Genomic DNA, 22,292 nt, shown 5'->3' on the forward strand with positions numbered 1-22,292 from the left:
CGTCGACGGCGTCACTTGTCGAGCTCAGCCTGGACCTGGGCGGATGCCTCGGAGAAGATGTCCGCCACGGTGCCCTCTCCGTTCAGCGCTCGCTGCAGCGCGGGTGTGAACACCGTCTCGAGGATGGGTCCGCCGGCAGCGATCCCCGGCATCAGCACGCGTGCGCTGTCCGCCACATCGGGAGCGCCGAAGATCGCGGGATACGGGCTCTCGGTCACCTGGTCCGCGACGTCCGCGCGCGTGGGCGGAAATCCGGAGCCGTTGGCCCACGTGATCTGACCCTCGGGCGAATTCCAGAAGGCGAAGAACTCGTAGGCAGCGTTCTTGACATCCTCACTTGCATTCGACGGCACTCCCATCGAGACCACGTCTGCCAGCACGGCGTCGTCGCTGGGGCCGGCGAACGGCTTCGCGAGACCGTAGTTGAGCCCTGCCTCGTCGAATCCGGTCGTCATCCACGGGCCCACGATCTCGATCGCCGCCTTCCCGGTCTGGAAGAGCTTGTCGGCGTCCGCGCCTGACAGCCCGATGGGGCTGGCCTGCTGCTCGGTGACGAGCGAAACCCAGAACTCCAGTGCCTCGATCGTCTCGGGGTCTCCGAGGGTGGATGTCGAGCCGTCCTCCGACACGATGCCGCCTCCGGTGCCCCACAGCAGCGACGGGAAGATCGGCACGGTCTCGTGGTCCGCGAGCGCGATGGCGTACTGCTCGGGCTTGCCGTCGCCGTTCTCGTCCTTCGACAGCTGCGGCACCATCGCGGCGAACTCGTCCCAGGTGGCGGGCGGCGCCTCCGGATCCAGGCCAGCGGCCGTGAACAGATCCTTGTTGTAATACATCATCATCGGTGCGTAGTTCACCGGGACGCCGTAGTTCTGACCGTCGTAGATCGACGCCTCGACAGCGGCCTCGGCGAGAGCGGCCGAATCGTTGTCGGCGTTCTCGTAATAGTCGTCGACGGGCATGAAGAGGCCTTCGTCCGCGAATTGCGGAATACGGGATGCCGACATCGCGATGATGTCGGGGCCACCGTCGCTGGCCACCGAGGTGAGCACCTTCTGGTACAGGGTGTCCCACGGCATGATGTTGGTCTTGACCTCGATGTTGTCCTGAGACGCGTTGAAGTCATCGACCACCTGCTGGAGCGCCGGGCCGTCGGGGCCGGTGAAGCCGTTCCAGAAGTCGAGCACGATCTTGCCGTCGGCGTCGGTGTCGTCACCGCCCCCGGCGCCCTGACCGGCGCAGCCGGCGATCGTCAAGCCGACGAGCGCGAGGCCCGCCGTCGTTTCCAAGAGAATGCGGGCGCGGCCGCGCCGTGCGACCCGGGGCCCATGCTGTGTCGTCATCGATCTTTCCCCTTCGAAGTACCGTTCAACGTTGAACGAACGGATCGATTACTGTTATACATGACCGGTAATCGTTGAACAAGACACGAAGTCGTGACATTGTGAGCGACGCGATGACGCGAAGGGAAGGACGACGATGGCTCGCACCACGTTGAAGGATGTCGCGGCCCGCGTCGGGGTCTCGGCCAAGACGGTGTCGAACGTGGTCAACGGAACCGGCTGGGTCACCGAGGAGCTTGCGACTCGCGTACGGGAGGCCCTGGTCGAACTCGGATACCGGCCGAACGCCGCGGCACGGCAGCTGCGCAGCGGCCGCAGCGGGATGATCGCGCTCGCTCTGCCCGAGCTCAGCCAGCCGTACTTCGCCGAATTGGCGTCGGAGCTCGTCCGAGCGGCGCAGGAACGGTCGATCACCGTGCTGATCAACCAGACGGACGGGCGAGCCGACGCGGAGCGTCGCATCAGCGACGGCATCGACGCCCCGGTGATGGACGGTCTCATCCTCAGCCCCTTGGCACTGAGCGCCCGGGATCTCGAGGGCCGACTCGACTCGACTCCGCTCGTTCTCCTCGGCGAGCACATCGGCGACGGAGTGTTCCCTCACGTCACCGTCGACAACACGGCCGCGGCCAAGAGCGCGGTCGAGCACCTGCTGTCGCTCGGCAGGACCCGCATCGCGGCGGTCGGCGCGCAGCATTCCGGGCCCAACGAGACATCACAGCTCCGCCTCGCGGGCTACCGGTCCGCGCTCGAGGAAGCCGGGATCGAGGTCGACGAGCGCCTGATCTTCTCGGTCGACGAGTTCCATCGCGGTGACGGGGCGCGGGCAGCGGAGTTGATCCTCGAGTCCGGCGTACGTCCCGACGCCGTCTTCGCCTTCAACGACCTGCTCGCACTCGGAGCGATGCATGTGCTGGTGACGGCCGGGGTGCACGTGCCGGACGACGTGGCCGTGATCGGCTTCGACGACATCGAGGAAGCCCGGTACAGCACGCCGGCGCTGAGTTCTGTTTCGCCGGACACCGCCGCGCTGGCGCGCAAGGCGATCGACCTTGTATTCGAGCAGCCGCCTGCCCCCGGCATCCATACTGTCGGCTTCACCATCGCGCATCGCGCGAGCACGAAAGGACCCACTCAATGACCTCCCTCGAAGGAGCCGTCGACGCCACCCGCCAGAATGGTGGATACCCGCGTCCGCAGATGGTGCGCGCTGCGTGGCACGACATGTCGGGGGACTGGGATTTCGCCCGTGACGACGAGATGACGGCAACACTCGGGAACGTCCACTTCGACCGGTCCATCGTCGTGCCCTACCCGCCCGAGTCGCCCGCATCCGGTATCCATGAGGCAGGCTTCCTTCCGTGTGTCTGGTACCGCCGCGTCTTCGGTGTGGACGAGCTCCGCGCCGCCGGGTTCAGCTCGGAGCGCACGCGCACGCTTCTTCACTTCGGGGCCGTCGACCACGCCGCACAGGTCTGGGTCAACGGCGAGCTCGTCGCCACGCACGTGGGCGGACAGTCGCCGTTCACCGCCGACGTGTCGAACGCGCTGCGCCCGGGATCCGACAACGTCGTCGTCGTCCGCGCGGTCGATCTGCCCGACAACGTGTCGGTGCCGCGCGGTAAACAGGACTGGCGCGAAGAGCCGCACTCGATCTGGTACCACCGCACGACGGGCATCTGGCAGCCGGTCTGGCTGGAGTGCGTGCCTCGCTGCGCGATCGACTCTGTCACCTGGAGCAGTGACATCCCGTCGGCGACGGTGGACCTCGCCGTGCGTCTGCAGGGCGACGTACCCCAGAACTCGTGGATACGTGTCGTGCTCGAGCACGAAGGCGAACTGCTCGCCGAGAGCCGAGTGCGCACGATGAGGGAAGGCTCGTGTCGAATCCGCGTCGTGATCCCGCATCAGCTCAACGGCCAGCAGTACGAGGAACTCTTGTGGTCGCCCTCGAACCCCACGCTGATCTCAGCGACGGTGGTTCTGGAACAGGCCGACGCATCACCGATCGACGTCGTATCGAGCTACCTCGGTCTGCGCAGTGTCGCCGTTTCGACAGAGCACCTGCTGCTCAACGACCGTCCCATCGCGGTGCGCGCGATTCTCGCCCAGAACTATTGGCCAGAGACCCACCTCGCAGCCTCCGACGAGATGCTGCGGCGTGAGGTCGAGCTCATCATCGAACTCGGATTCAATACGGCACGGGTTCACCAGAAGGCGGAAGACCCCCGGTTCCTGTACTGGGCCGACCGGCTGGGCCTCATGGTGTGGGCCGAGACCGCCAACGCGTACGCCTTCGACGCACAGGCCGTGAGCGCGCTGATGCAGGAATGGACCACCATCGTCCAGCGGGACCTTTCACACCCCTCCATCGTCGTGTGGGTGCCGCTCAACGAGAGCTGGGGTGTTCAGCACATCTCGCACGATGCGCGACAGCAGGCATTCAGCCGTTCGATCGCCGATCTCACCAGGGCCCTGGACGGGTCACGTCCGGTCGTCTCGAACGACGGCTGGGAACACACCGCTTCGGACATCTGGACGATCCACGATTACGAGTCCGACCCCGAGGTCCTGACCGACCGGTACCGGGACGATCGCCGGCTGCGAACGATGCTCGAGGGATTCGGGCCCGCCGGCCGCCGCATGACAGCGACCGGCCGGCCGGACATGCTGCCCGTCATGGTCACCGAGTTCGGCGGGGTGAGCCTGAGCACCGGGAGCGAGGGCGACTGGGGATACTCCACCGAGACCGACCCCGCGGCGTTCGAAGCGCGGGTCACCGCCATCATCCGAGCCGTGGGCTCGGCGCGCCCCCTCGCGGGATTCTGCTACACGCAGCTCACCGACACCGGTCAGGAGACGAACGGGCTCCTCTACGCGGATCGCACACCTAAGGTCCCCATCGAGCGGATCCGGACAGCCGTGCACGGGAGCGCGTAACCTGGCCGCCGCCCACGATCTCCGCCCTCAGGAGGATGTGGGCGTCACAACGGCCGACCCACCATGGGCGGATGGAGATCGGCGAGGTCGTGATGTGGGGGTTCCTCGCGATGCTCGTCGTGCTGCCGGTCTCGATGATGTGGATGGCCTTCGACACGCACCGCAGGCGGCGCCGTGGCGAGGAGGTGAGCCATTCGTCGGGCGGGCTCCTGGGGATGGACGAGATGTGGCATCCGAGCGCTGAGAACGCGCGCGCGGTGTGGGACGCGGAGCAGATCATCCCTGCGCCCGCGCCCCTTCCCGGCGACGGCCCCGGGGTCATCGACGGCAACCGGATCGTGATCGAGACCGGCCTGCGTCATACCGCCTAGCCTGTCGGCCGAGCGGCCGGCTCGCTCACTGCATCCACGAGGCGCTGGGGGCATCGTCCTCGTGCGGGCGAGGACCGACGCCGATCGCGATGTCGGCGACGACCGGGTAGTGGTCGGACGGCGGCATGCCGTCAGTCTCGTCGCGCACGATCCACGCGCGAGTGGCGGCGGCTCCCTCCGACCCTGGCAGGTACAGGATGTGGTCGATACGCCGGTCGTACTGGTCGTGAGCCTCCACCGGCGCAAAGCGGTTCGTCGCGCTGAGAGTTCGCGGGTCCGCACCGTCGGGCGCCGCGGTCCACGCGTCGTGCAGGTGCAGTCCGGCGAGCGGAGGCTGCGACGGGTCGTAGTTCAGATCGGCGAGCAGGATGCTTGGCCCCGGACGCAGCGAGTGCCCATCCCTGGTGAGTCGCTGCAGCTCCTGGACTTGGAGTGCCGTCTCTTCGATCCGCTCCGGTTCCCAGCTCGTCGCACCGACCACCACACGCACGGCTCCGACCGGATGGGCGATCGTCGCCACGAGGGCGGCGTTTCGCCGGCCGTCGGAGGGCAGGTCGATGCTCTCAGCCGACTCGATCGGCCAGCGGCTCACGAGTCCGAGCCCCATGACCGCTCCGCTCTGCGTCTCTTCCTCGACGGGGTCGGGCGCAGGCGGCAGTCCGACCTCGATGAAAGCCGCGTGAGCGTCGAGCGCTTCCGCGAACACGTCGGCCTGCGTGCGATCCGGCGCTCCCCAGCACTCCTGGATGCCGACGACATCGGGCGCGTTGCGCCGCAGCACCTCCAGCAGTCCTGGCTCACGCTCTCGCCAGTTGCCGCCGAACCGCCACCACACGTTCCACGTCATCGCCCGGATTCTGTCCACATCGCGAAGCTAGACGTTCCCGCCGTGACCGGACAGGGCGTTGACAACGAGGTCTTGGACGATCCCGGCCGATTGCGGTGCCACGCACAGGATCGGAGCTGCCGCGGTACGTCGGCTACGGCGTCCGTTCAGCCGCGTGCCGGGTCGGCGCTCCGATTCTCTGCACGTGCCCGGCGCGCACCCCGCACGAGCGCGGCGACGAGTCGCCAGCCCACGAGCGCGGCGAAGAGGATCACGCAGGCCACGATGACGAACGGGACCGCGGTCCCCTGGCCGGATGTCGCACGCAGGAGCATCCCGACAACAATGGTCGCCGCCCATACGCCCAGCCCGGTGCGCATCGGTGCGGCCGGAGCGCGCCACGCGAGGGTCGCCACCCAGCCGACAGCCAGTCCCACAAGGAACGGCCACGCCGTCTGCCCGAGTCCGGCCCAGATGTCGGAGTCGTGGCTGGCGCGGCCGATCGCGGCGAACGCCACCACCAGTGCGGCATCGAGGACGACGGCGAGGACGATCGCCCCGGTCGACGTGCGAGGACGAGGATCGGAGGTCATGCCGCCTCGGAGCGCGGTGACAGGTCGGGCGCGAGAGCCTCGCGCCCGTCGAACACGAAGCACTCGCCGGTCCAGTGGGCACCGCCGACCTGTTCGAAGTAGCCGAGGATGCCGCCGTCGAGCTGGAAGGCTTCGACGCCCACCTCACGCAGGTAGAGGGCGGCCTTCTCGCACCGGATTCCGCCGGTGCAGTAGCTCACGACCGTCTTGGCCCGAAGATCGGCAGCTGCTGCGGCCGCGGCATCCGGAAACTGGGTGAATCGCTCGAGACGCCAGTCGAGGGCACCGGCGAACGCGCCGTAGTCGACTTCGAACGCGTTGCGCGTGTCGAGCATCACGATCTCACGACCGTCGTCGTCGCTTCCCCGATCGAGCCAGCGCCGCAGTGTGGCGGGATCCACTGCCGGGGCGCGCCCGGCCTCCGGGCGGATCATGGGGTGGTCCATGCGGATGATCTCGCGCTTGACCCTCACGAGCATGCGCCCGAACGGCTGGCGCGGCGACCAGCTCTCCTTCGTGGAGAGCTCCGCGAACCGGGGGTCGTCCCGCAGCCCGTCGATGAATCCGCGCACCTCGGCCGGGTCACCGGCGAGAAAGAGGTTGATGCCCTCTTCCGCGAGGAGGATGGTTCCCCTCAGCCCGGCCGCAACGGCGCGCTCGCGCAGCAGCGGGCGCAGACCGTGGGGGTCCTCGACACGGGTGAACAGATACGCCGAGACGTTGAGAACGGATGCCACGGCCTCCAGCCTACGCGGGGCCCGTCACGTGCCACCTGGCCCGCTACCTCGACGCTTGAGCGGGGTCAAGGGCCTCGCGTCCGCGCGGTGATCGGCGCAGGCTCAGATCCATGACTGATCCCACCCTGCCCCAGCCCTCACCAGGCGAGATGCCTCCGGGACCCGGCACCCCCGGCGCACCCGACCTGCCCGGAACTCCCGGCACTCCTGATACGCCGACACCGGCTCCCGAACGTCCCGGCGGTCCCGACGAGCCTCTCGCCCCGTACCCCGACGAGCCGCTCGCGCCGCATCCCGAAGAACCCACCTTCCCTGCCCCACCAGAGACCCCCATCCCCTGAAGCGTCGCCGCCGAAAACACATGATGAGATCAGGTTTTGCCCAGGACTTCCTTCAGTGCGACCGAGAAGTGGCGGTTCTGAGGGGATCGAGGCGAGCGGGGCCAGGATCGGGTACTTCCCCCGAGAGATGAGAGTCCCCTAACCTGCGGTGCAGTGCTGTCCCAGCAGCCACCATCGCGGCTCCCCAGGGTCGCGAGACGCCTCTGCATTGGAGTGAGATTGCCTAATTCGCTGTGGTCATCCTCGGTAGCGCCGAATGCGAGAGGGGGTGAGAAGCAGCGGAAGCGGGGAGTCCTCCCCACTGTCGCGGCGGGAGTGACTGCAGGGCTCGTGCTCGCACTGTCGAGCGGCGGGGCCGCACTGGCGGCACTGGACGACCGGGCCGAGGCCGAGGGGCTCTTCCTCTCCGGCGGCGGACTGGTCAACCTCGACACGATCGCGGCACTGGCCGGGCCCTATGAGGACTTCCCGCCCGGTGGAGCGACAAGTTCTCCGATCGACCTCACGGCGCTCAGTCTGATCAATCTCGGGCTGGGCGTCGAGCTATTCGGCGGCAACGATGTGCTGACGCTCGGCGCTGTGGGCCAGTATGCGAGCGCAGACGCCGGCGGCGCCTTCGCGTCGTCCGGCCTCATCGGATCCGACGGCGCGATCCAGGTCGGCACCGGCGCGCCGGGCGAGAACACGACCCTCGACCTCGGTCCCGTGCTGTCGGCTCTCGACCTCGAAGAGGTGATCGAAACGTTGTCGCTCGAACTCGGTGCGGTCTCGGCCTCCGCGGAGATGACACGCGGCGACACAGTGACCCTCGCCAGCGACTACCAGATCGCCAGCGGTGAGCTGATCCTCACGTCGCCGGTGCTCGCAGACGTCGCTGCGAGCTTGGACACGACGCTCACCACCTCGAGCACCGAAGTGAATGCGCTCGCGGCCGATGGGGGACCGATCGACACCACGGTGAACGGTCTGCTTGACGGAATCGAGGACATTCTCGACAGTCTCCTGCTCGGCGCGGTGGGTCTTGACGACCCGTCCGTGACCACGACCCTGTCGCTCGACCTCGGTGCCGCGCTTGATGCCGTGTCGGATGATGAGTTCGTCTCTGGTCCCATCTCAATCACGCTCGGCACCGGACAGATCGTCATCGACCTCGATGAGCTGTACGCGCTGAACAACATGGCTCCCAACACGACACTGCTCTCGGACGGCGGGCTGAACCCGACGATCGCCGAGGCGCTCAGTGACATCCTCACCGTGCAACTGCCGGCGGCCCTCGAGACAGCCATCACGAACGTGCTCAACACCACGAGCCTCGACATCGCCATCAACGCCGGCGTCAGCGTGCTCGTTCCGCTCGGCACCCTCGCGATCGGCATCGACGGCACCGTCGGCGGATTCCTCGGCACCGCGGGCTCGACGCCGCCGACGACGTCGCTGGCCGGTACGGAGATCGCCGGCCTGCCGGTCGGAGATCTGCTGGAGCCGATCACCGACTACGTGGTCGCCAACATCCTGCCAGCCGTCGGAACACTCGTCGACGACGCACTCGACCTCGAAGCACTCGAGGCTGCGCTCACCGCGACGCTGACCGGTGCGATCACCGCCCTGCAGCCCGTTCTCGCGGCGGTCAACCAGGTCGTCACGATCACCGTCAACGTGCAGGAGAACCCGGGAGAGTTCCTCGACCCCAACGGTCTCGACACCGGATCGTTCACTCAGCGCGCGGTGAGCCTCGTGGTCGCACCCGGGGTTCCCGGAGGAGCCATAGCGCTCGACCTCGCTTCCGCGACCGTGCGCGCCGTGCCGCTTGCCGCCCCCGCGGGCCTGACCATGACCCCCGTACGCGGTCCTGTGACCGGCGGGACCGAAGTGACGATCTCGGGCGAGAACCTGACCGACGTCACCGAGATCCTGTTCGGTGCGGTTCCGGTGGGTTCATTCACGGTCGAGCCCGACGGTGACATCGTCACCACCACGCCGCCGCAGGCCGAGCCCGGGCTGGTGACCGTCACGGTGACGAACCCGGACGGGTCGAACACGACGCTGAGCTTCGAGTACTACAACGTCACGCAGGTGACCACGATCGAGCCCGACAGCGGCACCACTGCCGGCGGCGACGTCATCACGATCACCGGCGAGTGCTTCACCGGGGCGACGCAGGTGCTCTTCGACGGCGTTCCGGGCACCGGATTCACGGTCGTCAGCGACACAGAGATCGAGGTTACGACGCCCGCGGGCGCGGCGGGCCCGGTCGACGTGACGATCGTCAACCCGACCGAGTGCGGCGATGCCACCGTTCCCGACGGCTTCACCTACGTCGCTCCCGGGGCACCGGTCCTGACCGCACTGGATCCCGACCGGGGTCCTGAGACGGGCGGCACCGTGGTGACCATCACCGGTGACGACTTCACCGGTACCACGTCGGTCACCTTCGACAGTGTCGAAGCGGCTTTCGAGGTCATCAGCGACACCGAGATCCAGGCGACCACGCCGGCGCACGCCCCGGGCGTAGTCGACGTCATCGTCACGAACGGGACCGGCGCGTCCGCCCCGCTCGACTTCGAGTACTACAACATCGCCGACATCACGGGCGTCACGCCGGACTCGGGACCGGAGGCAGGCGGCAACACCGTGACCATCACGGGCGACTGCTTCACGGGCGCAACGGGTGTCCTCTTCGGGGACACCGCGGCGTCGAGCTTCACCGTCGTCTCCGACACACAGATCACCGCGGTCGTCCCCGCCGGAGCGGGCACGGTCGATGTGACGGTGCTCGGCGCAGGCGAGTGCGGCACGGCTGTGGCCGAAGACGCCTACGAGTACATCGAGGCTCCGGTGGTGACGGATCTGGATCCTACGTCGGGTCCGGAGACCGGTGGCACGGTGGTCACGATCACCGGTGAAGGGTTCACCGGTGCCACGGGTGTGGACTTCGGCGACGAGCCGGGCACCTCGTTCACGGTCGTCTCCGACACCGAGATCCAGGTCACCAGCCCGCCGGGCGTGCCCGGTGTGGTGCCGGTCACGGTGCTGCACCCGGGCGGGAACGTCGACGCGGGTGACTTCGAGTACCTCAACGTGCCGACCGTGACTGGAATCGACCCGACCCAGGGACCCGAGGACGGCGGCACGGTGGTCACCATCACCGGTGAAGGGTTCACCGGCGCGACCGCCGTCACCTTCGACGGGATCGACGGTGACGACTTCACGGTCGTGTCCGACACCGAGATCCAGGTCACCACGCCCCCACACGCTCCCGCCACCGTCCCGGTGATCGTGGAGCACCCCGTCGCGGATGCCGACGCAGGTGAGTTCACCTACCTCGCCGGCACCGAGATCGACTCCGTCGATCCCCCGGCCGGACCCGAAGCAGGCGGCAACACCGTCACCATCACCGGAGTCTGCTTCACCGGCGCCACCGGCGTGCTGTTCGGAGACACCCCCGCGACCAGCTTCACCGTCGTCTCCGACACACAGATCACCGCGGTCGTGCCCGCAGGAACCGGAACCGTCGACGTCACCGTCACCGGCTCCCCTACCTGCGGAACCGACACCCTCCCCGACGCCTACGAATACACGAATGAGCCGGTCATCAGCTCGCTTGCGCCTTCGTCGGGTCCGGAGACGGGCGGCACTGTGGTCACGATCACCGGCGCGAACTTCAGCGGAGTGACCTCGGTCACCTTCGATGGGGTCGCGGGCACCGGTCTCACCGTGGTGAGCGACACGGAGCTCACGGTGACGACGCCCCCCGGCACGCCGGGACCGGCGGTCGTCGTGGTGACCAGCCCTGACGGCGCGAGCGATCCCGGCACGTTCGAGTACCTGCCGGTGACCGACGTCGACGGCACGGACCCGGGCACAGGCCCGACCGGCGGCGGAACGGTGGTCACCATCACCGGGCAGTGCTTCACCGGCGCGACGGCGGTGCTGTTCGGCGGAGTCGCCTCGCCCGACTTCGAAGTCGTCAACGACACCACCATCCGGGCGGTGACCCCCGCGGCCGCCCGTCCCGGAGCGGTCGACGTCACGGTGGTCGGCGCCGGAACGTGCGGCACCGGCGTCCTCGACGACGGCTTCACCTACGTCGCCGGCCCGGCAGGCGGCGGGTCGCTCCCGGCGACGGGTGCGACGGTGGATGCCGCTCCGTGGACTCTGCTCGGAGCCCTGTTGCTGCTCGCAGGAGCAATGGCAGTGATCTGGCGTCGACGGATGGCCTGATCCACACCCGCGAGCGCGCGGCGTCACCCGGTGGCGTCGCGCGCTTGCGTGTGTGTCGACGCGTATCGCTCGACTCGGGTGTCACCCCAGCGGACCCGGTGCCGCCGCCGGCAGAGGCATCCGCTCCACGCGCGACTCGACGTCGCGGGCCGCGGCGAAGACGATGTTCTCACCGAACATCGGCCCGATCAGCTGCACTCCCGTGGGCATGCCGTCGCCGCCCAGGCCAGTGGGCAGGGCGAGAGCCGGCAGACCCAGGAAGTTCGCCACGACGGTCAGTCGCAGGTCATACCAGGCACGGTCTGCGGCATCCGTCCCACCCAGGTCGTAATCTGGCTCGCGCATGCGCGACGTCGAGACAGGTCCGAGGATCAGCGGAACGTCGACCTGCAGCCGTCGCCATTGGGCCGCGATCACGGCATGCCGGGCCCAGGCCGTCGCGTAGTCGCTGGCCGACTCATACGGCCTGGCAGCCGCCGTGCTGTCCCGCAGGAACCTCGTCGCCGATCGGCCGAGCGGCCGGCCCAGCGCCTTCGGGTCGAGCGAGACGAGCATGTCGGTGCACGACAGCCGCCGCCACAGCACGGCGGCCTCCTCGAGCATGGGCGGGTCGAGGTCGACGACTTCCCATCCGGCGTCGACGAGGGATGCCTCGGCGCGAGCGATCGCGGCCGTGACGTCTGCAGCGACGCTACCGCCGAGTGGGGCGCGCAGCACGCCGACGCGTCGAGGCACGTCCTCGAGCCGGACGCGCGGAGCATCGATCGACACCGGATCGTCGGCATCCCACCCCGCCATGACACGCAGCGCGAGAGCGAGGTCGTCGACGCTCCGCGCGAGGGGGCCGTTGACCGAGAACTGCTGCAGCGTGAGGGCGACCGGATGCCGCTGCACCGCCGCCCGCGGAACCCTCCCACGCGACGGGCGCAGGCCGAGGGCACCCACCGCATAGGCGGGCAGCCGCAGTGAGCCGCCGAAGTCGTTGCCGAGCCCGATCGTGCTCATGCCCGTCGCCACCGCGACGGCGTCACCCCCACTGGACCCGCCCGCACTGCGTGACAGGTCCCACGGGTTGAGGGTGCGGCCGAACAGGTCGTTGTCGGTGTCCCATCGCATGCCGAAGTCGGGCATGTTGCCGCGGCCGATCGGCACGGCTCCCGCATCGCGCACGCGCCGCACGATGGCGGCGTCGCGGGCGGGGATCGCGCCGGCCAGACCCTGCCAGCCGTTCGTCGTCGCCGACCAGGTCAGGTCGATGTTCTCCTTGACCGAGATCGGCACCCCCGCGAGCGGGCCGGGATCACGGCCGTCCGCCACCGTCGCGTCGACGAGATCGGCCGCCTCGTGCGCACGATCGGCGAAGACCACGGTGAGCGCATCGACCGTCGGATTCACTCCCGCAATCCGCGCGAGGTGGGTGTCGACCACCTCCGACGCCGTGATCTCACCACGCCGCACGGCGGTGGCGATCCCGACGGCGGAGGCAAGCGCGGCGTCTTCGTGGCGGAGGGTTCGGTCGACTGACATGACGGTCCTATCCCACCACGTCCCGCGGCCAGCAGGTCCCGGCGCCGGCATCCGTCCACAACGGCGCATCGGACTAGCACGTCGAAGACGGGAGGGCAATCCCCGGGCGCGAGACCGGCGACGTCGCTAGCCTCTGGAGCATCCCACGAAGGAGCGACAGTGGCCCCCACCACGGCGAAGAAGAGCACGGCCTCGAGCAGCAGCACGGCGACGAAGAAGACCAGCACGCGTTCACCTACGGCGAATTCCGGCATGCGCCGAGCCGCGCGCGGCGGCGCCGGCGCGGAACTGACCCGGGAGCAGAACGCCGAGCGCGGCTTCACGGCCTCCGAGACTCTCAGCGAGAACCTTCAGAAGGTGCTCGTCGATCTGATCGAGCTGTCGCTGCAGGGAAAGCAGGCCCACTGGAACGTCGTGGGCCGCAACTTCCGCGACACCCACCTGCAGCTCGATGAGATCATCGACGCCGCACGCGGGTTCGCCGACGACGTCGCCGAGCGCATGCGTGCGCTTCACGCCCTTCCTGACGGGCGCAGCGACCAGGTCGCGCAGACCACGACGCTCCCCGAATTCCCTCAGGGTGAGATCGCGACCACCGAGGTGATCGATCTCATGACCGAGAGGCTGGATGCCGTCGCCGGCACGTGCCGAGACGTGCACGACGCCGTCGACGAAGAAGACCCCACGAGTGCCGACATCCTCCACGCGATTCTCGAACGCGTCGAGCAGCTCTCGTGGATGGTGAGCGCGGAGAACCGCACCCCCAAGCGGTGATCCCTGGCGCCCTGACGCTGCCCGCCCTCCCCCCGGACCGGCGGGCAGCGCCATGTCCGGCACCGGACGGAACGCGCGCCCACTAGGCTCAGGCGCATGTCATCACGCTCGCAGCAGCGGAAGGACGAGCCACAGCTCCATGGCGGCGTCCTCTCCGGTAACGGCAGCCCGGCCCTGTGGGGTTCGCTGGTCGGACTCATCGTCTTCGCGTTCGTCGCGGTGCCGATCTCGGCAGCGGTGCGCTATGCGACCCATCCGCTGTCACAGCAGCTCTTCGGCGGACGCCTCTCCGAGGCGACGACCGCGGGCTACGTCACGTTCTGGTGGATCGTGGCGATCTTCCTCCTCGCGCTCCCGTTCCTTGTCGGCTGGGCAGTGGCGAAGCTGTCGGGCAAGACCCTCGCGATCGTCGCGGCGATCGTCGGACTGTTCTTCATCGCGACGATGGTGCTCGGGCAGCTCTTCGTCTTCTGAGGCGACGTCAGCCGGCGGCGCTTCAGACCTGGAGGCTGGGCTCTCGCACGCGGTCGGGACGCGAGTACAGGTTCATCGACGGACCTCGCACGAACCCGGCGAGGGTGAGCCCGGATGCCGTGGCCAGCTCGACCGCCAAGGACGACGGTGCAGACACCGCCGACAGGATCGGGATGCCGGCCATGACGGCCTTCTGCACGAGCTCGAAGCTTGCCCGACCCGACACCTGCAGCACCGTGCCGGTGAGGGGCAGGCGGTCCTCGAGCACGGCCCATCCGACCACCTTGTCGACGGCGTTGTGCCGGCCGACGTCTTCGCGCAAGACGAGCAATTCGCCGCTGCTGGCATCGAACAGCGCCGCCGCATGCAGTCCGCCGGTCTTGTCGAAGACCGCCTGGCCTGCGCGCAGCGCGTCGGGAAGGCCGGCGACCAGCGCGGCGTCGACCACGACCTCGTCAGCGCCGACGTCGTACTGCGACTGCTTCTCGATCGCCTCGATCGACGCCGTGCCGCACACACCGCACGAGCTCGTCGTGTAGAAGTTGCGCGCGATGTCGGTGGAGGGCGCCTCGACGCCCGGCGCGAGGCTCACGTCGAGGACGTTGTACGTGTTCTCGGTCGACGTGATCCCGATCGCGCCGGTGCCCGGACCGCCGCAGTGGATGGCGGAGCGGAAGTGCCCACCCGCCGAGATGACGCCCTCCGACACGAGGAAGCCCGCGGCGAGCTCGATGTCGTGACCGGGCGTGCGCATCGTGACCGTGAGAGGCTCCCCCGCGAGACGGATCTCGAGCGGCTCCTCCACAGCGAGCGTGTCGGCGCGGCGTCGCACTGCGGCACCGTCGTCGCCGAGCGTGATGCGCGTGACGGGACTGCGCGAGGTGATGCGCCCCATATCAGCCTCCGATCGCATTCATGCCGCGCGCAGGCTGCAGGAAGGAGGGGTCGTTGATCGCGTGGCCCGGGAGCTTGCCGCGCACGCAGGCGCGCAGCATCCCGTCGATGTCCTGCTCCCACTCGCCCGAGGTGCCGCGCAGGATCGGCAGCAGGTCGTACTCCGTGGTAGAGAACAGGCAGTTGCGCAGCTGGCCGTCGGCGGTGAGGCGCAGCCGGTCGCAGTCGCCGCAGAAGGGCGCCGTCACGGACGCGATCACGCCCACCGTGTGGGGGCCGCCGTCAAGCGTCCAGCGCGCCGCCGGCGCACCGCCGCGACCGGGGACCGGCGTCAGCTCCCAGCGCTGGGCCAGGGCGCCCAGGATCTCGTCTTGCGTGACCATGCGCGAGCGGTCCCACGTGTGGCCGGCGTCGAGCGGCATCTGCTCGATGAATCGCATCTGCGCGTCGTGCGCGATCGCGAACTCGACGAGGTCGACAAGCTCGTCGTCGTTGACGTCGCGCATCGCGACGGCATTGAGCTTGAGAGGACGAAGGCCGGATGCCGCGGCTGCGGCGATTCCCTCGAGCACATCCTCGAGCCGATCTCTGCGGGTCAGCTCGTGGAACCGGTCGCGGCGCAGCGTATCGATCGAGATGTTGAGGCGTCCGAGGCCTGCGGCGGCGAGCCCGGGAAGCACCTCGGGCAGCCGGATGCCGTTCGTGGTCATGGCGATCTCGACCGGTCGTCCGTCGGGCCCCTCGATCGCCGCCAGGCGGCGCACGATCTCCACGATGTCGGTGCGCAGCAGCGGCTCGCCGCCGGTGAGGCGGAACGTGGTGATGCCGTCGGCTGCGGCGACCCGCGCGATGAGCTCGATCTCGTCGAGGGTGAGGATGCTCGTCTTGGCCAGCCATTCGTTGCCCTGCTCCGGCATGCAGTAGGTGCAGCGCAGCGAGCAGCGATCCGTCAGCGAGATGCGCAGGTCGCGGTGCACGCGTCCGTGCGTGTCGACGAGGGGTGAGCCCGCAGGCACGGGCGTCGAGTCGAGCGACAACGCGGCGCGTCGACCGATGGTCACCGGGATCGCGCTCATGTGCGCAGCCCCGGTGCCGCTGCCGCCGCGTCGCTCGCCATGCTCTCGAGGGTAGTCGCGCCATCGGCCATCGGCTCCGCGGATGCCGTGCTCGGGTGGAAATCGACGCTGGCGCCCTGTGGTCCGACCACATGTTACTGTGGTCAGACCACAGGCATTCAGAGCGATCGGAGAACGCATCGTGGATCTGCTGGACCCTCTGCTGCTCGCCCGCTGGCAGTTCGGCCTCACGACGCTGTACCACTTCCTGTTCGTGCCGCTCACGCTCGGCATGGCGCTCACGGTCGCGATCTTCCAGACCGCATGGTTCCGCACGGGCAACGTGAAGTGGCTGCATCTCACGCGGTTCTTCGGCAAGATCTTCCTGATCAACTTCGCAATGGGCGTCGTCACGGGCATCGTGCAGGAGTTCCAGTTCGGTATGAACTGGTCGTCGTACTCCCGCTTCGTCGGCGACGTCTTCGGCGCCCCGCTCGCCTTCGAAGGGCTCATGGCCTTCTTCTTCGAGGCCACCTTCATCGGCCTGTGGATCTTCGGGTGGGACAAGCTTCCGCGCGCCCTGCACCTCGCGAGCATCTGGATCGCGACGATCGGCGCGTGGTTCTCGGCGTATTTCATCCTCGCGGCCAACGCGTTCATGCAGAACCCGGTCGGCTTCCGCATGGCAGAAGACGGCTCGCGTGCCGAGATGACCGACTTCTTCACCGTGCTGTCGAATCCGGTCGCCGTCGCCGCGCTCCCCCACACGCTGTTCGCCGCGTTCATGATGACCGCCGGGGTTATCATCTCGATCTCGGCCTGGCACCTGCTGCGCAAGCAGAACATCGAGATGATGCGCTCGTCGCTGAAGTACGGGCTGTGGGGCATGATCGTCGCGTTCGCGGGCGTCGCGCTCTCGGGCGACCAGCTGAGCCTCGTGATGGTCGCCACACAGCCGATGAAGATGGCGGCGGCCGAGGCCATGTTCGACAGTGCGTGCGGAGCGGATGCGTCGTTCTCGATCTTCACGCTCGGCACGCCCGACGGCACGAGCGAGCTGTTCTCGATCCGCGTGCCGTATCTGCTGGCGTTCCTGTCGACCCACAGCATCGACGGCTGCGTCGAGGGCATCAACGACCTCAACATGCAGTACACGACCGAACTGTTCCCGCAGTTCGCCGACCAGGTCGACGGCAACTTCGCCCCGATCGTGTGGGTGACCTACTGGGCGTTCCGCTGGATGATCGGCCTGGGTGGCGTCGCGGCCTTCACCGCCGTGGTCGGACTGTGGCTCACGCGCAAGCGTGCGAAGCGCGACGTGCCGGCGTGGGCCTGGAGTCTGGCGGTGTGGGCATGGCCCGCGTCACTGTTCGCGATCCTCGTCGGCTGGGTCTTCACCGAGATGGGGCGGCAGCCCTGGATCGTGTTCAGCCTGATGCTCACCGAGGACGGCGTCTCGCCGAGCGTCCCCGGCTGGAGCGTGCTGGTTTCGCTGCTCGCCTTCACGGCGATCTACGCCGCGCTGGCCGTGGTCGAGTTCGGCCTGATCATGAAGACGGCCAAGACGGGCCCCGACCCCCTGCCCGGCCCCGACGATCCCGATCCGCGCGACCTCGCGGTCGAGCACACCCCGACGACGGTCTACTAGGAGCTCGAGATGGACCTTGCCTACCTGTGGTTCTGGATCGTCGGATTCCTGTTCGTCGGTTACTTCGTGCTCGACGGCTTCGACTTCGGCGTTGGCATGTCGCTGCCCTTCCTGGGCAAAGACGACGTCAGCCGCCGCCAGGTGATCAACACCATCGGTCCGGTGTGGGACCTCAACGAGACGTGGATCATCGTCGCCGGCGCCTGCCTGTTCGCCGCCTTCCCGCACTGGTACGCGACGCTGTTCAGCGGCTTCTACCTCGCGCTGCTGCTGATCCTGCTGGCTCTCATCCTGCGCGGCGTCTCGTTCGAGTACCGCCACCAGCGCGACAGCGTGAAGTGGAAGCGCGGCTTCGACCGCATGATCGTGATCGGCTCGGCGCTGCCCGCGCTGCTGTGGGGCGTCGCCGTCGCGAACATCGTGCAGGGTGTCCCGATCGACGAGAACATGGAGTTCACGGGCTCGTTCCTCACGCTGCTAAACCCGTACGGCCTTCTCGGCGGCATCACGATGCTGCTGTTGTTCTTCACGCACGGGGTGTACTTCGTCGCGCTCAAGACCGACGGTCAGGTCGCCGCCGATGCCCGCCGCCTCGCCGGGCGAGCAGGGCTCCTCGCGATCGTGGCGGGTGCGGCTTTCCTGGTGTGGACGGTGGTGATGGCCTTCGCGCAGGGCAGGGATCTGGCCATGATGACCGCAGTCCTCGCGGCGGTGGCCGCCGTGCTGCTCATCGCGTCGTGGATCTCGAACGCCCGCGGGCGCGAGGGCTGGGCATTCGGATTCGGCGCATTCACGATCGTGTCCGCCGTGCTGGCGCTGTGGTTCGCGCTGTTCCCGTACGTCATGCCGTCCACGACCGCTCCTGAGTTCTCTCTGACGATCGAGAACTCCTCGAGCACCGACTACACCCTCACGATCATGTCGTGGGCCGCCCTCATCTTCCTGCCGCTCGTGCTGGCCTACCAGGGCTGGACCTACTGGATCTTCCGCAAGCGGATCACCCGCGCTCGGATCGAGGCCGCGTCGGCCGCGGTGCACGGAACGTGAGCGCCCCGCCTGCCACCGGCATCCGTCCGGTCGACACCCGGCTGCTGAGGTACGCCCGCGCCTCCCGCGGGTTCTTCGTGGCGATCGGCGCGATCTCGGTCGCGCAGACTGCAGTGGTCGTCGCGTTCGCGTGGCTGCTGACGCGCGCGATCACAGGAGCGATCGACGGGATGCCGGTACCCGAGCTGACGACCACGCTCGCCGCGCTGGCGGTCGTGGTCGCACTGCGCGCCGGGCTGGTCTGGGCGCGCGAAGCGGTCGCGATCCGTGCGGCCGCCCGCGTGCAGTCGCAGTTGCGCGCGGCGCTCGTCGAAGCCGTCGGCACGCTCGGGCCGGAGTGGCTCGATGCTCGCAATTCCGCCCAGCTGGCCGTCACCGCAGGTCGCGGGCTGGACGCGCTCGAGGCCTACTTCGGCCGGTACCTGCCGCAGCTCGTGCAGACCGTCGTCGCGACGCCCTTGATCCTTGCCGTGATGTGGTGGCAGGACTGGGTCTCGGGACTGACCGTGCTGCTCACCCTCCCCCTCATCCCGGTCTTCATGGTGCTCATCGGTCTGGCGACCCGTGCGGTGCAGCAGCGGCAGTGGCAGACGCTGCAGCGGCTGGCCGCGCGCTTCGCCGACACCGTCCGGGGCCTGGCGACCCTCAAGGTCTTCGGGCGCCAGCACCGGGCTGCGGCATCCATCGAACGCGTCACCGACGAGTACCGGCGCGAGACCATGCGCGTGCTGCGGGTCTCGTTCCTCTCGGGCTTCGCGCTGGAGTTCCTCGCGAGCATCTCGGTCGCGATCGTGGCCGTGTCGATCGGCTTCCGGTTGATCGACGGTGCGCTCACCCTCGCCGTGGGTCTGTTCGTGCTCCTGCTCGCGCCCGAGGCGTACCTTCCGCTGCGTCAGGTGGGCGTGCAGTTCCACGCCGCCGCCGAAGGCGTCGCGGCGACCGAGGACGTCTTCGCGGTGCTGGATGAGGTGCGGCCGGCGGCTCGTGCTTCGCACCCGCCGCTGCGCGGGATCGTCCTCCGGCGTGCGTACCCGGCCGCGTCGACTTCGTCGGCGGCGCCCCGCCAGTCCCGAACCCGCACGCTCTCCGGACGAGCCCGCTCCGCTGGTTCTGCGGAGGGTGCCGCGTCGGGTGTGAGGCGAGATGGGGAGCTGAAGCTGCGAGGCGTGCGGGTGCAGCGGGGAGAGCGGCTTCTCCCTGCCGTGAGCATCGCTGCGCGCCCAGGCACCGTGACCCTGCTCGAAGGGCCGAGCGGCACTGGCAAGTCGAGCGTGTTCGCGGCGCTGCGCGGCGCCGCCGCGTTCGAAGGGACCGCGATCTTCGACGGCACCGACGTGCGCGAACTCGCACCGTCGGACTGGCTCGCGTGGGCGGGCCAGCAGCCGGGACTCCTCACCGGCAGCATCGCCGACAACGTCGCGCTGGGAGACCCGGCGCCGGATGCCGCGACCGTCCGCCGCGCTCTGGACCTCGCCTGCGGCGAAGCGCTGGATCCCGTGCTCGAGCTCGGCGTGCAGGGCGCCGGCCTCTCGGGTGGGCAGGCGCAGCGGGTCGCCGTCGCCCGGGCCGTCTATCGGCACCTGCGGGGCCGCCCACGCGTGATCGCCCTCGACGAGCCCAGCTCGGCCCTCGACCCCGACACCGAGGCTCGGCTGTGGCGCGGCATCCGTCAGCTCGCCGACGCCGGCGCCACGGTTCTGCTCATCTCGCACCGCGAGTCGGCCCGCGACATCGCCGACGCCGTCGTGCGCCTCGAGGCGAGCGAGGTCCTCGCGTGACCACTTCGCGTGACGTTCGAGCCCGCGCCGGTGCGACGGCCTCCTGGACAGGCCCCGTGACGGCACGGACGGTGCTCCGGGGGGCTATGCCGCCGGCGCGGCGGTTCTGGTGGGCGCTCGCGGCGGGCTTCGCCTCGGAGGCATCCGCGGTCGCCCTGCTCGCGGTGAGCGCATGGCTCATCGTCCGAGCGAGCGAGCAGCCACCGGTGCTCTACTTGTCGGCGGCTGTCGTCGGGGTGCGCTTCTTCGCGCTCTCCCGCGCCGTCTTCCGCTATCTCGAGCGCCTCACCGGTCACGACGCCGCGCTCCGCCGGCTGGCCTCGACGCGGGCAGACCTCGTCCGGCGGCTCGTGCCGCTCGCACCCGACGGACTGGCACGCACGCGCCGGGGCTCGGTGCTCGGCGCGCTCGTCGACGACGTGGACGACCTGCAGAACCTCCCGCTGCGTGTCGTGCAGCCGCTCGTCTCGTCGGCGCTCGTGGCGATCGCTGCCGTAGTGCTCGTCGCTGTCGTGTGGTGGCCCGCCGCGCTGACCCTGCTCGTGTGCCTGGTCGCCGCGGCGGGCATCGCCACCCTGTGGGGCTGGCTCGCCGGTGCACGTGCCGAGCGATCCATCGCGCCGCTGCGCGCGCGGCTCGCCGACGCGATCCTCGACCATCTGGGCAGTCTCGACGTACTGGCCGCGTTCGGCGCAAAGGAGCAGAGCCGCGCGCGCATCGCCGACGCAGACGCGCGGCTGCGCCGCGCCGTGGTCCGTCGCGCGGGCGCACAGGCGGGGACGACCGCTCTGGTCTCGCTGCTCGCGGGTACCGCGTCGATCGTGGCCGTGCTGGCCGCGGCTCCGGGCATCGCGACCACAGGCCTCAGCGGGCCCGCTCTCGCGGTTGTGGTGCTCGTGCCGATGGCCGTGTTCGAGGTGTTCGGCGCCGTGCCCCTCGCCGCCGCCGCATGGCGTCAAGTTCGCGCATCGGCCGGGCGGATCGCGACGGCGCTCCCCTCCGATCTTCCCCCTGGACTCGTCCACGAGAGCGTCGCCCCCACCGGCATCGCACCCGTCCTCGGCGACGGCATCCGTCTGCGGGGCGCCTCCGTGCGTTGGCCGGCCACGACATCGGCGTCGCTGCACGACATCGACTTGGACATCCGCCCTGGCGAGCGGCTCCTCGTGGTCGGCTCCAGCGGCGCGGGCAAGACCACCCTCGCCCACGCACTCGTCCGCTTCCTCGAGACCGACGGGGCGTACGAGATCGGCGGACGTCCGGTGCACGAGCTCGCGGGCGATGACGTGAGGCTCACGGTCGGCCTGTGCGAACAGCATCCGATGCTCTTCGACGAGGACATCCGTCAGAACCTGCTCTTCGCGCGCGAGACGGCGACGGATGCCGAGCTCGAAGCCGTCCTCGATCGAGTCGGGCTCGGCGCCTGGCTGCGCGAGCGCGGCGGACTCGACGCGCGTGTCGGCGAGCGCGGCGCTCTCGTCTCGGGTGGTCAGGCGCAGCGCATCGCGCTCGCGCGGGCGCTGCTGCGCGGCTTCCCGGTGCTCGTGCTCGACGAGCCGACGGCGGGGGTCGACCCCGAGGCATCCGACCTGCTTCTCGCCGATCTGCTCGACGCGGTGCGCGACGACCAGGCGGTCGTGCTGATCTCTCACGTCACCGTGCCGGAGGGCCGCATCGATCGGGTGGTCCGCATCGACGAGGGGCGCATCCGGGCGTAGCCCCG

Annotated in this window: 18 protein-coding genes; 11 read left to right on the forward strand and 7 right to left on the reverse strand. The window is 69.1% G+C overall.

Going from position 1 to position 22,292, the window contains the following annotated elements:
* Positions 1-11: 11 nt before the first annotated feature.
* Positions 12-1,343 (reverse strand): ABC transporter substrate-binding protein, encoded by a 1,332-nt coding sequence (locus tag ACLKM7_RS02935; RefSeq protein ID WP_436445528.1) that lies wholly within the window; start codon positions 1,341-1,343, stop codon positions 12-14.
* Between the two features lie 136 nt (positions 1,344-1,479).
* Here ACLKM7_RS02935 and ACLKM7_RS02940 point away from each other — a divergent pair, with 136 nt between their 5' ends.
* From ACLKM7_RS02940 to ACLKM7_RS02950, 3 genes are all read left to right on the forward strand, one after another.
* Positions 1,480-2,484, forward strand: a complete 1,005-nt coding sequence (locus ACLKM7_RS02940; RefSeq protein WP_436445530.1) for a LacI family DNA-binding transcriptional regulator — start codon at positions 1,480-1,482, stop codon at positions 2,482-2,484.
* Entirely contained in the window at positions 2,481-4,283 is a 1,803-nt protein-coding gene (locus ACLKM7_RS02945; protein WP_436445532.1) for a glycoside hydrolase family 2 protein, read from the forward strand. The genes ACLKM7_RS02940 and ACLKM7_RS02945 overlap by 4 nt, the downstream gene beginning before the upstream one ends.
* 71 nt (positions 4,284-4,354) lie before the next feature.
* Positions 4,355-4,654 (forward strand): hypothetical protein, encoded by a 300-nt coding sequence (locus ACLKM7_RS02950; RefSeq protein WP_436445534.1) that lies wholly within the window; start codon positions 4,355-4,357, stop codon positions 4,652-4,654.
* Between the two features lie 25 nt (positions 4,655-4,679).
* On the opposite strand, the gene ACLKM7_RS02955 is transcribed toward ACLKM7_RS02950, so the two are convergent.
* From ACLKM7_RS02955 to ACLKM7_RS02965, 3 genes are all read right to left on the reverse strand, one after another.
* Positions 4,680-5,519 carry an endonuclease/exonuclease/phosphatase family protein gene (locus ACLKM7_RS02955; RefSeq protein ID WP_436445536.1) on the reverse strand — a complete coding sequence of 280 codons (840 nt, stop codon included), beginning with the start codon at positions 5,517-5,519 and terminating at the stop codon, positions 4,680-4,682.
* Between the two features lie 128 nt (positions 5,520-5,647).
* Positions 5,648-6,073 carry a DUF3054 domain-containing protein gene (locus tag ACLKM7_RS02960; RefSeq protein ID WP_436445538.1) on the reverse strand — a complete coding sequence of 142 codons (426 nt, stop codon included), beginning with the start codon at positions 6,071-6,073 and terminating at the stop codon, positions 5,648-5,650.
* A complete protein-coding gene (locus ACLKM7_RS02965; RefSeq protein WP_436445540.1) occupies positions 6,070-6,810 on the reverse strand; it encodes a sulfurtransferase in 741 nt (246 codons plus the stop codon). The genes ACLKM7_RS02960 and ACLKM7_RS02965 overlap by 4 nt, the downstream gene beginning before the upstream one ends.
* 110 nt (positions 6,811-6,920) lie before the next feature.
* On the opposite strand from ACLKM7_RS02965, the gene ACLKM7_RS02970 reads away from it, so the two are divergent.
* Positions 6,921-7,151 carry a hypothetical protein gene (locus ACLKM7_RS02970; RefSeq protein WP_436445542.1) on the forward strand — a complete coding sequence of 77 codons (231 nt, stop codon included), beginning with the start codon at positions 6,921-6,923 and terminating at the stop codon, positions 7,149-7,151.
* A 315-nt stretch (positions 7,152-7,466) separates the two neighbouring features.
* Positions 7,467-11,372, forward strand: coding sequence for an IPT/TIG domain-containing protein (locus tag ACLKM7_RS02975; protein ID WP_436445544.1), 3,906 nt, complete (start codon positions 7,467-7,469; stop codon positions 11,370-11,372).
* 81 nt (positions 11,373-11,453) lie between these two features.
* Here the strand turns inward: ACLKM7_RS02975 and ACLKM7_RS02980 are convergent, their stop codons facing one another.
* Positions 11,454-12,899: an amidase gene (locus tag ACLKM7_RS02980; protein WP_436445546.1), complete on the reverse strand. Its 1,446-nt coding sequence runs from the start codon at positions 12,897-12,899 to the stop codon at positions 11,454-11,456.
* A 252-nt stretch (positions 12,900-13,151) separates the two neighbouring features.
* On the opposite strand from ACLKM7_RS02980, the gene ACLKM7_RS02985 reads away from it, so the two are divergent.
* Complete coding sequence (locus ACLKM7_RS02985) at positions 13,152-13,673, forward strand: Dps family protein (RefSeq protein ID WP_436445772.1); 522 nt, start codon at positions 13,152-13,154, stop codon at positions 13,671-13,673.
* A 96-nt stretch (positions 13,674-13,769) separates the two neighbouring features.
* Positions 13,770-14,147, forward strand: a complete 378-nt coding sequence (locus tag ACLKM7_RS02990; RefSeq protein WP_436445548.1) for a hypothetical protein — start codon at positions 13,770-13,772, stop codon at positions 14,145-14,147.
* Between the two features lie 22 nt (positions 14,148-14,169).
* Here the strand turns inward: ACLKM7_RS02990 and fdhD are convergent, their stop codons facing one another.
* Both fdhD and moaA read right to left on the reverse strand, forming a co-directional pair.
* The gene (gene fdhD / locus ACLKM7_RS02995; RefSeq protein ID WP_436445550.1) at positions 14,170-15,042 is read right to left on the reverse strand and encodes a formate dehydrogenase accessory sulfurtransferase FdhD; all 873 of its coding nucleotides are present in this window, start codon (positions 15,040-15,042) and stop codon (positions 14,170-14,172) included.
* A 1-nt stretch (position 15,043) separates the two neighbouring features.
* Positions 15,044-16,117 carry a GTP 3',8-cyclase MoaA gene (gene moaA / locus ACLKM7_RS03000; protein WP_436445552.1) on the reverse strand — a complete coding sequence of 358 codons (1,074 nt, stop codon included), beginning with the start codon at positions 16,115-16,117 and terminating at the stop codon, positions 15,044-15,046.
* A 181-nt stretch (positions 16,118-16,298) separates the two neighbouring features.
* On the opposite strand from moaA, the gene ACLKM7_RS03005 reads away from it, so the two are divergent.
* The 4 genes from ACLKM7_RS03005 (at position 16,299) to cydC (ending at position 22,287) form a co-directional block, all read left to right on the forward strand.
* Positions 16,299-17,744, forward strand: a complete 1,446-nt coding sequence (locus tag ACLKM7_RS03005) for a cytochrome ubiquinol oxidase subunit I (protein ID WP_436445554.1) — start codon at positions 16,299-16,301, stop codon at positions 17,742-17,744.
* Positions 17,745-17,753: 9 nt separating this feature from the next.
* The gene (cydB, locus tag ACLKM7_RS03010; protein WP_436445556.1) at positions 17,754-18,791 is read left to right on the forward strand and encodes a cytochrome d ubiquinol oxidase subunit II; all 1,038 of its coding nucleotides are present in this window, start codon (positions 17,754-17,756) and stop codon (positions 18,789-18,791) included.
* Positions 18,788-20,569 carry a thiol reductant ABC exporter subunit CydD gene (cydD, locus tag ACLKM7_RS03015; protein WP_436445558.1) on the forward strand — a complete coding sequence of 594 codons (1,782 nt, stop codon included), beginning with the start codon at positions 18,788-18,790 and terminating at the stop codon, positions 20,567-20,569. Before cydB ends, cydD begins: the two co-directional genes overlap by 4 nt.
* An 86-nt stretch (positions 20,570-20,655) precedes the next feature.
* A complete protein-coding gene (cydC, locus tag ACLKM7_RS03020; RefSeq protein ID WP_436445774.1) occupies positions 20,656-22,287 on the forward strand; it encodes a thiol reductant ABC exporter subunit CydC in 1,632 nt (543 codons plus the stop codon).
* Positions 22,288-22,292 lie beyond the last annotated feature (5 nt).

The organism is Microbacterium sp. I2 (assembly GCF_051364985.1).
Classification (GTDB): Bacteria; Actinomycetota; Actinomycetes; order Actinomycetales; family Microbacteriaceae; genus Microbacterium.